This window comes from Aquimarina longa SW024, from assembly GCF_001401755.1.
Classification (GTDB): domain Bacteria; phylum Bacteroidota; class Bacteroidia; order Flavobacteriales; family Flavobacteriaceae; genus Aquimarina; species Aquimarina longa.
Map to the genome: position 1 here is coordinate 30,585 of NZ_KQ474100.1, position 12,128 is coordinate 42,712.

Annotated in this window: 11 protein-coding genes; 8 read left to right on the plus strand and 3 right to left on the minus strand. The window is 31.1% G+C overall.

The features are described from left to right. Positions 1-4: 4 nt before the first annotated feature. A complete protein-coding gene (locus N456_RS12670; protein WP_148639320.1) occupies positions 5-832 on the plus strand; it encodes an ATP-binding cassette domain-containing protein in 828 nt (275 codons plus the stop codon). A gap of 78 nt (positions 833-910) precedes the next feature. Next, positions 911-2,956 (plus strand): HD family phosphohydrolase, encoded by a 2,046-nt coding sequence (locus tag N456_RS12675; protein WP_062057616.1) that lies wholly within the window; start codon positions 911-913, stop codon positions 2,954-2,956. 147 nt (positions 2,957-3,103) lie between these two features. Here N456_RS12675 and N456_RS12680 read toward each other — a convergent pair whose 3' ends face one another. The 3 genes from N456_RS12680 to N456_RS12690 form a co-directional block, all read right to left on the minus strand. Next, positions 3,104-3,379 carry a DUF3817 domain-containing protein gene (locus N456_RS12680; RefSeq protein ID WP_062057619.1) on the minus strand — a complete coding sequence of 92 codons (276 nt, stop codon included), beginning with the start codon at positions 3,377-3,379 and terminating at the stop codon, positions 3,104-3,106. Between the two features lie 22 nt (positions 3,380-3,401). Beyond that, the gene (locus N456_RS12685) at positions 3,402-4,640 is read right to left on the minus strand and encodes a mechanosensitive ion channel family protein (RefSeq protein ID WP_062057622.1); all 1,239 of its coding nucleotides are present in this window, start codon (positions 4,638-4,640) and stop codon (positions 3,402-3,404) included. Between the two features lie 202 nt (positions 4,641-4,842). Continuing rightward, a complete protein-coding gene (locus tag N456_RS12690) occupies positions 4,843-7,812 on the minus strand; it encodes a TonB-dependent receptor (protein ID WP_062058618.1) in 2,970 nt (989 codons plus the stop codon). A 246-nt stretch (positions 7,813-8,058) separates the two neighbouring features. On the opposite strand from N456_RS12690, the gene pyrR reads away from it, so the two are divergent. From pyrR to pdxH, 6 genes are all read left to right on the plus strand, one after another. Continuing rightward, on the plus strand, positions 8,059-8,598 hold the full coding sequence (gene pyrR, locus N456_RS12695) for a bifunctional pyr operon transcriptional regulator/uracil phosphoribosyltransferase PyrR (protein WP_062057625.1): 540 nt from the start codon (positions 8,059-8,061) through the stop codon (positions 8,596-8,598). Between the two features lie 50 nt (positions 8,599-8,648). Continuing rightward, on the plus strand, positions 8,649-9,578 hold the full coding sequence (locus N456_RS12700) for an aspartate carbamoyltransferase catalytic subunit (RefSeq protein WP_062058621.1): 930 nt from the start codon (positions 8,649-8,651) through the stop codon (positions 9,576-9,578). A 3-nt stretch (positions 9,579-9,581) separates the two neighbouring features. Further along, a complete protein-coding gene (locus N456_RS12705; RefSeq protein WP_062057628.1) occupies positions 9,582-9,914 on the plus strand; it encodes a hypothetical protein in 333 nt (110 codons plus the stop codon). Between the two features lie 51 nt (positions 9,915-9,965). Next, complete coding sequence (locus N456_RS12710; protein WP_082422524.1) at positions 9,966-10,424, plus strand: thioredoxin family protein; 459 nt, start codon at positions 9,966-9,968, stop codon at positions 10,422-10,424. A gap of 60 nt (positions 10,425-10,484) precedes the next feature. Then, a complete protein-coding gene (locus tag N456_RS12715; protein ID WP_062057631.1) occupies positions 10,485-11,390 on the plus strand; it encodes a ribonuclease Z in 906 nt (301 codons plus the stop codon). Between the two features lie 76 nt (positions 11,391-11,466). Continuing rightward, entirely contained in the window at positions 11,467-12,111 is a 645-nt protein-coding gene (pdxH, locus tag N456_RS12720; RefSeq protein ID WP_062057634.1) for a pyridoxamine 5'-phosphate oxidase, read from the plus strand. The last annotated feature ends 17 nt before the right edge of the window (positions 12,112-12,128 follow it).

The window sequence follows — 12,128 nt, forward strand, 5'->3', positions numbered from 1 at the left end:
CCCGATGGCTTATAAAACAGAAAATACACTATTATATGTAAGCGATTTGAGTGTTGCATATGGTGATAAGACAGTAATAAAAGATATTAATTTTGTAGAGAAAGATGTTATAAGAGAAGGAAGTGTTACGGGACAGGTGATTGCTTTTGTAGGACGTTCTGGACGAGGTAAATCAACTTTGTTTAGAGCAATGACAGGCTTGATAAAACCAACTACAGGAAAAATACTAATAGCCGATACCACTACGGACTCAGAAAATGATGCAAAAGAAGTACATGAAGGTGATATAGGTTTTGTAGATCAAAAATACACACTGTTTAGAAATAAAACAGTCTATCAGGCATTACTTTTTGCACTTCGTAAAAAAGAGATGTCTAAAGAAGAGAAGCATACCATGATCATGAATTATCTTGCAGACTGGGGTTTAGAAAAAGCCAAAGATCAATACCCTAATGAGTTATCAGGAGGGCAAAGACAACGTACTGCGATTATAGAGCAAATATTATGTTCAGGACATTATATGGTCTTAGATGAACCCTTCTCGGGCTTAGATGTCGGCAATATAGAAGATGTAAAAAATGCATTTAATCTAATTACTTCTACCCATGAGTTTAATACGATTATCTATTCTACTCATGATATAGAATTAGCAGTAGAGCTAGCAGATAGTATTTATGTAATTGGGTATCCTACTATTGATGGAAAGCGTGCTGATTATGGCACTATTGTAAAACACGTGGATATGAAAGAACTGAACCTAGCTTGGAAAGATTTTGGATTAGATCATATCGAAATCGTTAAACAGATAAAAGCAGCTATGCTCAGTTCATAAAAAATAATAGTAAATCTCTTAAGCTATTTTTTTTACTTAAAAATATAAGCCTTAATGAGTTCAATAAATAATTAATGAATGAAAAGATTCTTAAATACATTATATAAAAAACAATCTTCAATATATAGGATCTTTCTATTTTTATGTACTACAGTTCTTATTGTATACTTATTTCCTAAAGGAGGGATATTTAAGTACGAACTTACGAAAGGAAAACCTTGGCAGTATGAAAATTTATACGCTCCATTTGATTTTGCAATAGCCAAGACTGCAACCGAAATTGAAACAGAAAAAAAACGAATTACTGATAATGTAATTCCATATTTTGAGTATGATACTGTAATAGCTAATAGTGCTAAAGAATTGTATGATAAAGCATTCTCTAATTATCTAAAAGTTTTTGATCAAAGTAGTGCTAAGGATCAAGCAAAACTTTTTGGTAGGATATTACTAAACGATATTTATCGATATGGAGTATTATATGAAGAATATACTTATAATGATCAAAGGCAGATATTTCTTAATAAAGGTAATACTGCAGAAGCAATTACGTATAGCCAGATTTTAACACCTCAGGCATTAACTAAGATCATCAACTCACGTATTGATAAAAGTGAATATGCAAAGTTTAAAAGTGATTATGTATCCTTATTTTATGATTTGATAAAGCCAAATGTAAGACTAAATGAAAAACTAACACAGAGTGCTTTAGATAATGAATTAACAAAAGTGCTTACAACAAGAGGAGGGATTTCTAGAGGGAGTAGAATTATAGCCAAAGGAGAGGTTGTAGAAGGAGATAAGCTACAAATATTGAATTCATTAAAAGCAGAATATGAATCTCAGGTTTGGAGTGATAAGAATTTCTACTGGATTGTATTAGGGTATTGCTTTCTGGTTTCTTTGGCATTGATGATGTTATTGTTGTTTATTAAAAAATATAGAGCGGATATATATGAGAATAATACACAGGTAACTTTTATTTTTTTCAACGTGCTTTTCATGGTATTGATAACAACACTTGTTATTAAATATAAATCAGAATATATATATGTAGTTCCATTATGTATTCTACCACTGATATTAAAAGCCTTTTTTGATTCTAGATTAGGATTGTTTACTCATGTCATTACAGTACTTATTTTAGGTTTTGTGGTTCCTAATAGTTATGAATACATGTTTTTACAAATTATAGCAGGGATTGTAACCATACTTACCATTTCAGAATCGTTTAAGAGAGCTAATCTATTTATTTCTGTAGGGCAGATTACACTGATTTATATATTAGCATATATCTCATTTCATGTTATTCACGAGGGGAGTATAAGTAATATCGATTGGGTTACAGTGGGATTGTTTATCATTAGTGGATTTGCAACACTTATCGTACATCCATTGATCTATGCTTATGAAAAGGTTTTTGGACTTATTTCTGATGTTTCTCTATTAGAACTTAGTGACACGAACTCAGCTTTGCTTAAAGAATTGTCTAATAAAGCACCAGGAACATTTCATCATTCTCTTAATGTAGCAAATATCGCAGAAGCTGCTGCTAATGAGATTGGTGCTAATGCAATGTTGGTTAGAGTAGGGGCCTTGTATCATGACATAGGAAAAATGGCGAACCCTACCTATTTTACAGAAAATCAATCAGCTTCGGGTAATGCTCATGATGTATTATCACCTAAAGAAAGTGCTAAAATTATTATCAACCATGTTATACGAGGGATAGAAATTGCTAAAAAACATAATTTACCAGATCGCATAATTGATTTTATCAGAACCCATCATGGAACAAGTACAGTATATTATTTTTATAGTAAAGAAAAAGAAAATAATGAAAATGCGAATATAAAAGATTTTCAATACCCAGGACCTAGACCTTTCTCCAAAGAAACCGCTATCTTAATGATGAGTGATAGTGTAGAAGCAGCCTCAAAAAGCTTGAAAAACCCTACCAGTAGTTTAATCGATTCTTTTGTAGAAAAAATTGTAAGCAAGCAAATGGAAAATGATCAGTTTCTAAACGCTAATATTACTTTTAAAGAAATCCAACAGATCAAAAAAGTATTTAAACGAAAACTAACCAATATATACCACCTTAGAATTGAATATCCAGAGTAATAGAATAATTTATTGATGTATTTGGTTTATACTTTTGATCCTACTACAGATTTTATTTTTTCTACAATAAATAATACGTTAGCAGTAAATCAAAATACTCGTGGAGGAGTATAAATAATATAGTAATCAAATTTTAGTTGTGCTACCTTATTGTTTTAAATACTTTTTATCCATCCAAAACGTCCCAAAAGGAATGACAGAGCAAAGTAATACAATAGCTAAAGTTTTAGAATTCCAGTTCTTTTCATATTTTACAAGAATAGCAAATACAATATAGATTAGAAATAAAAAACCATGTGCCATTCCAATGACTTGATTAGGCTCTGGATATTCGAACATATATTTTAATGGCATAGTTACGAATAGGATTAATAAATATGAGATACCTTCTAGGTAACTGATTATTCTAAAACTGGAAATCATAAATTTAGTATTATTTGATATGTTATTGTTCTGTTGCGTAGTTTAATTCGAATACTTCTAAGTTAAAATATGGTATTGCAGATAGTAAGTGATCAAAGATATCAGCCATTATATGTTCGTAGTTTTTCCATACTTTATTATTACTAAAAGCATATATTTCTAAAGGAGTTCCTTGTGCAGAAGGAGGTAATTGACGGCTCATAATCGTCATATCTTTATTAATGGATGGATGATTTTCTAAATATAATTCTACATAGTTTCTAAAAACTCCCATATTAGTTAAGTTCCTACCATTCATTAATATACTTTTATCTACATTTTGTTCTAGATTATGAGTATCTATACTTTTCTGAACCCCATCAAGATATCCTTTAATTAATTCTACCTTTTTTAATTGATCAATATCTTCTTCTGATAAAAATTTAATACTAGATGTTTTAATAAGGAGTGCTCTTTTAATTCTTCTTCCTCCAGAATTCATCATCCCTCTCCAGTTTTTGAAGGATTGAGAGGTAAGGTAATATGTTGGTATTGTAGTTATGGTTTTATCAAAATTCTGAACCTTTACAGAAGATAGGTTAATTTCTACAACATCTCCGTCAGCCCCATATTTTTCCATAGAAATCCAATCTCCAATCCTAACCGTATCATTTACAGCAACTTGTATACTAGCTACAAATCCTAATATAGTGTCTTTAAAAATCAAAAGAATAACAGCGGACATTGCTCCAAGAGCAGTTAGGAATGTCCAAATTGATTTCCCTGTTAGTAAAGAAAAGATAAGGATTGCTCCTATAAACCAAACAAATATCATAAATACCTGTACATAGCTATCGATAGGTTTATCTTTAAAAGAATCTAAAGATTTTAAAAAATCTCTAAATGTTCTGAGAATACTTCTTACAATCCAGATGGTTAAAATAATAGCCATACTATTAAAAAGGATTTCTAGATATTTTTCTGCTGTAGGAAAAGCGATAAATAATATAGGAACAACCCATACTATTATGGATAGCGGTATGATATGAGCCAGATAATCAAAAGTTTTATTCTTTACCAGATAATCATCAAAAGTGTTTTTAGACCTAGAGGCATAACTTTTAAAAATACTGACAAATACTTTTTTGGTCAGAAAATCTAATATAAAGAGAATAACAATGAGTATAGCTATTCCTATAAAAAGGTTTAAGTATTCTGCTGTATTTTCTGAAAGACCTTTAGATATAAAAAGGTTATAGAAGTAGCGGGTTAAATCCTTCATAAATAATTCAACTAAATTTCATACAAAAATAAGATTCTAACAATGGAAAAGACTAATAAAATGAAAGATTTTGCTGTTAAATATTTAGAGATATATAAAACCCTTTATTTATCATGATAAATAAAGGGTTTTAAAATTATATATACTATAGTATAAGATTAAAAAGAACTATAATTACTTATGGTATTCTGATTTTGTCTATTTATAATTTATAGTTTAATGATAGGCTAAACATTGTTCCTAATTGACTAAAATGAAACCCATCATAAGTCATCTGAGAGTATCTTTGATTAAAGGTTAGTAAGTTAGAGACTGATTTAGTTGCAGCCGGATCATTTAGTGTAGCTCTACCTGCATCATTAAGTGCTTTAAACTTCCATTCTGGTAGAACATTAAAAATATTATTAACATTTGCAGCCACAGTAAATTTTTCTGTAACATTAAAGTTAATACCTAGGTCGGTAACAATTTTTGGTACAAATTCTGTTTTTAGATTTGGTCCCAAACCTTGTTGTCTAAATGTTGTTTTACCAAAATAAGTATTGTTTATTGAGAATGCAAATTTGCCTATTTCATAATTAGCTCCCAAGATCCATTTTGTCTCTGGTCTAGAGGTAAAAAACAAAGCTTCTTGAGTTTCATTAACTACAGATTGACCTGCATCTGCTACTATTTTTGGGTTTTTAACATTACCAATTCTTTTATTCTCTATAGTGTAATTCCCAGATAAACTAAAGTCGAGTTGCCCATTGGCGATGCTAATATTTCGATAATTAGCGACAAAATCAACACCAGAAGTTCTGGTATCAAGCGCATTGACAAAAAAGCTCAAATCATTTAAACTATTGTCATTTAATAGCTTGTCAAGATTGGTATTACCAATACTGTTCCCTACTGCATCAGTGGCAGTTTTTCCGATTTCAGTACTTAAGATAATTCTATCTTTTACCTCAATATTATAATAATCAATGGTAAAATTGATATTGCTATTAATCTTTGCTCCAAGACCAACTGTAATATTTGTTGATTTTTCGGCATCTAATTTATCAAGGTTTAGTAATCGAGCTTGTGGAGATACATTATTTACTAATCCCCCAACTTGTATTCCTTTTCCTGGGACAAAACTATATTGTGCTTTTTGGGTGTAGATTTGATGAAGTGTAGGGGCTCTAAATCCTGTAGATATAGAAGCTCTTATAGATATCTTATCTTCTAAAAATTTATATCGAGAACTAATCTTCCATACGAATGCTTCCCCAAAATCACTATAATCCTCTAATCGTGCAGTACCATTAACCAAAAAATCTTCTGTGATATCTACTGCGAGATCTAAGTACCCACCAAAGTTGTAACGATTAAATTTTCCAGAATTTTCTGGGCTATTTCCTGCAAAAGAATCTGCTCCACCTCCATCATAAGAAGCCAAATCACCCTCTATAATTTCAAAGGTTTCACTTCTAAACTCAGCACCAAAAGCAAGACTAATTTTATCAGTTAATAATTTAGCAATATCTATATTTCCTACACTATGTCTAAATCCAGTTCCTCCTGGATCAAATGATATAGGACTATTTTCTCTATATAATTGAGATCCTTCAGTTATTTCTCCTTGATCTATATTCCCATTACTGTTACTATCAGTCCATGTTGATGGAGAGTACACTGTATTTCTATTATGAGAATTGTTTACGGTATAGGTTTGTGTATTACCTCCAGTAGTATAACTAAGATCGTAATTCCAACCATTTTTTTTAGTTTTAAACCCAATAGTGGCGTTGTAATCATTAAGATCTCCTTCGAAGGTAGGAGCATATCCTACATATTGACCATTTGGTCCATCAGGGAAAAAGTTTTGTAAATATGGAAAATCGGATAATGTTCTCCAATAAGGAGTTCTGTAATTAGCAAAACTATTTACTTTTTTATAAACATAAGCAGCATTTAGGTATATCTGTGTATTTTCATTAATATTATACCCTCCATTGATCAAGAATTTTGCTGCTGCTGTTTCTGGAGATCCATTAACGTTTCCAGCATCAGGTTTTAGAGCTAAAAATTCATTAACATCAGCTCTACCTTGTGTATTATCACTATTGATCTGGGCTAATCTTGTTGCATGTGCAGGAGTTCCAACATAAGAATTAACAAAATCTTGTTGGGCTTGTTCTTCACTTCGTCCAGTCAAATCCCCAACGCCTTCTAATGTTTTACCATCAGGATTTAAATAATTTTTATAGCTATCAGGGTCTGTAAATGCAAAATCAGTAAATTCTCCGTCAGCGTCTACTGTTCCTGGTCTATTAGCAAGATTCACTTTAGAAAAATCCACAGTATAGTTAAAGAAACCTTTATCTTCTCCTATAGAAGCTCCATTATTTAGGCTAATACCGATGGTTTCTCCGTCTCCCTCAGAAGTGATTCCTGATTTGATCGTTACAGAACCTTCGTCAGGGTTATCTTTTAGGATAATATTCATTACCCCTGCAATGGCATCAGAACCATATTGGGCAGAAGCACCATCTCTTAGTATTTCTACACGTTTGATGGCATCTGTGGGGATAGCAGAAATATCAGAGCCTGTTTCACCTCTTCCTGGAGAGGTCTGTGTGTATAATAGAGCACTCAGGTTTTTACGCTTACCATTGATAAGGATTAAAGTTCTACTAGGTCCCATATTCCTAATTTCATAAGGATCCAGTAATGAAGTGGCATCATTTACGGGGGTCTGAACAGTGTTAAAGGAAGGTATTTTATATTGTAGCGCCTTATCGAATGTAATTTGACCAGTAGAAGCCAATTCTTTTGCAGGTAATACATCAACAGGAAGCGCAGAAGTAGTATTACTTCTTGGTAAGGCTCTAGATCCTACTAAAATAACTTCTTCAAGTTGTGCTCCATTGCCTAATGAAACATTGATAACGGTTTGATTAGCTACAGTAATTTCTCTTGTGTTAAAGCCTATATAGCTAAAAACTAAAACGCTTTCAGGATTAACTTCGATACTATATTTACCATCAAAATCTGTTACAGAGCCATTAGTAGTTCCTTTTTCAATAATGTTTACTCCGGGTAGAGGAGAACCACTAGAGTCTGACACAACTCCTGTTATAGTCTGTTGTGAAAAACACAGACATGTGGATAGTGCGATTATAAATTGCGTGAGTTTTTTCATAAAAAAGTGTTTATTTAAAATGATTTTTGCATTAAATATATCTAAAATGATGATATTTAACATAATTTTTAATGTAAATTTATGCTTAATGCATTAGTGAATAGCTAAGTTTTATCACTAGATATTGATTACCGTTCTTTTTTTTGGTGGCTTTATTGAAAAATCAAAAAAACTAATAACTGTCTACTCGCTATTAAAATTCGAAATTTTGATTACTTTTGTATTCTTGAATATCATTAGGAAATTATGAGTCAAAAATTATTACTTAGTGCGAAAGAGGTTGATATAATTCTGCACCGTTTGGCTTGTCAATTAATAGAGAATCACACTCATTTTAATGATACAGTTCTAATAGGAATTCAGCCTAGAGGTACTTTTTTGGCAGATCGCATCAAAAATATTCTAGTAAAAGATTATCAAGTTACTGATGTTAAGTTAGGATATCTAGATATTACATTTTACAGAGATGATTTTAGAAGAGGAGAAAAAACTCTAGAAGCTAATAAAACTCATATTGATTTTATAGTAGAAGATAAACGAATAGTGTTTATTGATGATGTGTTGTATACAGGAAGAAGTATTAGAGCAGCTTTAACAGCTATGCAATCTTTTGGAAGACCACAAGAAATCGAATTATTGACATTGATAGACAGACGTTTTAGTAGACATCTACCAATACAACCAAATTATAGAGGTAGACAAGTTGATGCTATAAATCAAGAAAAGGTAAAAGTAGATTGGATAGAAAATGGAGGAGAAGATGCAGTGTATTTGATCGATAATTAGAGGCTTTTTTAATATAAAAACTGTATATTTAAAAATATAAATTAATGCGAATGAGCGAATTAAGTGTAGATCACTTACTGGGCATAAAATATTTAAATAAAGAAGATATAAATTTGATTTTTGAAACGGCTGATCACTTTAAAGAAGTGATCAATCGACCAATCAAAAAAGTTCCTTCGCTTAGAGATATTACTATAGCTAATCTTTTTTTTGAAAATAGTACAAGAACAAGATTGTCTTTTGAGTTGGCAGAAAAAAGACTTTCTGCAGATGTAATTAATTTTTCTGCGGCATCTTCCTCTGTAAAAAAAGGTGAAACTCTGATTGATACCGTTAATAATATTCTTTCTATGAAAGTTGATATGGTAGTAATGAGACATCCTAATCCAGGAGCAGGAGTTTTTCTTTCTAAGCATGTTGATGCTAGTATTGTAAATGCAGGAGATGGAGCACACGAACATCCTACTCAGGCTTTATTAGATTCTTATTCTATACGAGAACGATTAGGGGAAGTAGAAGGAAAAAAAATTGTTATAGTAGGAGATATTTTACATTCTAGAGTTGCATTGTCTAATATTTTTGCATTAAAACTACAAGGAGCTGAAGTAAAGGTTTGTGGACCTAAAACTCTTATTCCTAAGTATATCGAAAAATTAGGAGTTCAGGTCGAAACAGACCTTAGGAAAGCTTTAGAGTGGTGTGATGTTGCTAATATGTTACGAGTACAAAATGAAAGAATGGAAATTAGTTATTTCCCTTCGACCCGAGAATATACACAACAATTTGGAGTAGATAAAAAGATGTTAGACAGTTTGAATAAAGAAATTGTGATCATGCATCCAGGTCCGATCAATCGTGGAGTAGAAATTACGAGTGATGTAGCGGATTCTAGTCAAGCCATTATATTAGATCAGGTACAGAATGGAGTGGCAGTGAGAATGGCTGTAATATATCTTTTAGCTTCAAAAATTAAACAATAATTTATGATTTTTAATAAGCAAGGTTCTTTAACTATAATTACACAAGAAAAAACTACAATTGTTGAATTTGTTAAAGGAATAGAGAATAAATATGATACTCTGAAAAATGATAATATTATCATTAACTTGTTTTCACTAGCAGGAGTTTCAGTAGATGATATTAATGAATTCTTAAGAATTTCTAATACTCATAAAGCATCCAAACATTCATTTGTAATTGTTACCAATAAAATTTCTTATGAAGAGATTTTAGAAGAAATTACAATTGTGCCAACATTGCAGGAAGCATATGATTTAGTAGAAATGGAAGAGATAGAAAGAGATCTTGGTTTATAAGAAAACCAACCATTTTTGTAATTATGAATAGTGTTTTTCGTCTGATGTATTATGAATAGATTAATACATTTTACAGTAGTACTATTGTTTTTAGTTCTTACCCAAAATGGTATTGCTCAGGACTGGAAATATGATTTTGATCAAGCAAAAACAATAGCAAAAGAAACAAATCAAAATATTGTAATACTTTTTACCGGATCAGATTGGTGTCCCCCTTGTATTAAGCTAGAAAAGACTATATTTTCTAAGGAAGAATTTATAGATTTTGCTGCTAAAAACTTTATTTGGGTAAAGGCTGATTTTCCAAAACGAAAAAAAAATAGACTTTCTCGTATCCAACAAAAGAAGAATGAGAAATTGGCTAAAAGATATAATAAGAAATGGGTTTTTCCTGTAATCTTAGTTATAAATAAAACAGGAGAAGTATTAGGAGTAACGGGATATAGAAGAGATCTAGATGCGAATGGCTACATAGCTTTATTAACTTCTTTTAATTCTTTTCAGTATTAGATTGATTTACAGATAAGATTGAATTATATTCACAACCTATTCAATAAATAAAAAAAAATTTTGAAGCTTACCATTTTAGGCTGTTATTCTGCCACCCCTAGAACATTTACGAATCCTACATCTCAGGTACTAGATATCAATAATCATCTTTTTTTGATTGATTGTGGAGAAGGAACTCAGGTAGAGTTAAGAAGAAATAAAATTCGATTTTCTAGAATACAACATATTTTTATTTCACACCTACACGGTGATCATTTCTTTGGATTGATTGGTTTAGTATCTACATTTAGAATGCTTGGTAGAGATACACCACTTCATATTTATGGACCTAAAGGCATTAAGGAGGTAATTACATTACAATTAAAGTTATCTAACTCTTGGACAGATTACCCTCTTCATTTTCATGAACTTACTGCTTCGGAATCAGAAATTATTTACGAAGATGATAAAGTTGTGGTACGTACAATACCTTTACAACATCGAATCTATTGTAATGGTTTTTTGTTTCAGGAAAAACAAGGAGATCGAACATTATTGATTGATAAAGTACTGAATTATGATATAGATAAAGCCTATTATAAGTCAATTAAAAGAGGAAAAGATGTTATTTTAGATAATGGTAATGTAATCCTTAATAAAGAGCTTACAGGTCCTCCTAAGCCTGCTAAAAGCTATGCGTATTGTAGTGATACGAAGTATGATGAATCAAAAATAGCATTGATCAAAAACGCTACAGTATTATATCACGAATCCACTTTTTTAGAAAGCCATAAACATTTATGTGCTATGACAGGGCATAGCTCAGCTATTGAAGCGGCCAGTATTGCTAAAAAAGCTAATGTAGGAACCTTAATTCTGGGGCATTATTCTACTAGATACAATACGATTGAAATGTTTAAGGATGAAGCTAAAACTGTTTTTGATAACGTGGAAATAGCAGATGATGGTAAAGTGTTTAACTATTGAATACTGATAAAAAATAATAACTGATTATTATTTTCTGTGCTTCAAAAATAAGTAAATTGCATATTATTTTTTAATTATGAATAGAGATCTTACAGCATATAGAAAGTCATACGAAAAAAGTTTTTTAGAAGAAGAAGATCTTCCGGAATCTCCTGTTGTACTTTTTTCTGATTGGTTTAAACAAGTAGAGGCAGCAGGTGGTGTTGAAGAAGCTAATGCAATGACAATTACTACTACAGGATTGGATGGGTATCCAAAGGCTAGAATAGTATTACTTAAGCATTTTGATGAAAAAGGTTTTGTGTTTTACACCAATTATGATTCAGAAAAAGGGAAGGCTATAGCACATAATAATAAGGTTTGTATTTCTTTTTTTTGGCCTAATTTAGAACGGCAAGTTATAATCAAAGGAATTGCATTAAAAATAGAAGAAGAGATTAGTTTGCGTTATTTTCTATCACGTCCTAGAGGAAGTCAATTAGGAGCTTTGGCTTCTGATCAGAGCAATGTGATCAAATCTAGAGAGTATTTAGAAAAAAGATTAAAATCACTAGAAAGTGAATACAAAGATAAAGAAATTCCAAAACCTCAATCTTGGGGAGGATATTGTATTGAACCTATAGAGTTCGAATTCTGGCAAGGTAGAGCCAATCGGTTACATGATCGTATTCGATTTTCTAATCAAAAAGGGAGTTGGATAAAAGAAAGATTATCACCATGATACTACGATAATCTAAT

Bases quoted from the DNA above. Each gene is read 5' to 3' on its own strand.
- N456_RS12670 (WP_148639320.1), top strand. From the start codon at position 5: ATGGCTTATAAAACAGAAAATACACTATTATATGTAAGCGATTTGAGT.
- N456_RS12675 (WP_062057616.1), top strand. From the start codon at position 911: ATGAAAAGATTCTTAAATACATTATATAAAAAACAATCTTCAATATAT.
- N456_RS12680 (WP_062057619.1), bottom strand. From the start codon at position 3,379: ATGATTTCCAGTTTTAGAATAATCAGTTACCTAGAAGGTATCTCATAT.
- N456_RS12685 (WP_062057622.1), bottom strand. From the start codon at position 4,640: ATGAAGGATTTAACCCGCTACTTCTATAACCTTTTTATATCTAAAGGT.
- N456_RS12690 (WP_062058618.1), bottom strand. From the start codon at position 7,812: ATGAAAAAACTCACGCAATTTATAATCGCACTATCCACATGTCTGTGT.
- pyrR (WP_062057625.1), top strand. From the start codon at position 8,059: ATGAGTCAAAAATTATTACTTAGTGCGAAAGAGGTTGATATAATTCTG.
- N456_RS12700 (WP_062058621.1), top strand. From the start codon at position 8,649: ATGAGCGAATTAAGTGTAGATCACTTACTGGGCATAAAATATTTAAAT.
- N456_RS12705 (WP_062057628.1), top strand. From the start codon at position 9,582: ATGATTTTTAATAAGCAAGGTTCTTTAACTATAATTACACAAGAAAAA.
- N456_RS12710 (WP_082422524.1), top strand. From the start codon at position 9,966: ATGAATAGATTAATACATTTTACAGTAGTACTATTGTTTTTAGTTCTT.
- pdxH (WP_062057634.1), top strand. From the start codon at position 11,467: ATGAATAGAGATCTTACAGCATATAGAAAGTCATACGAAAAAAGTTTT.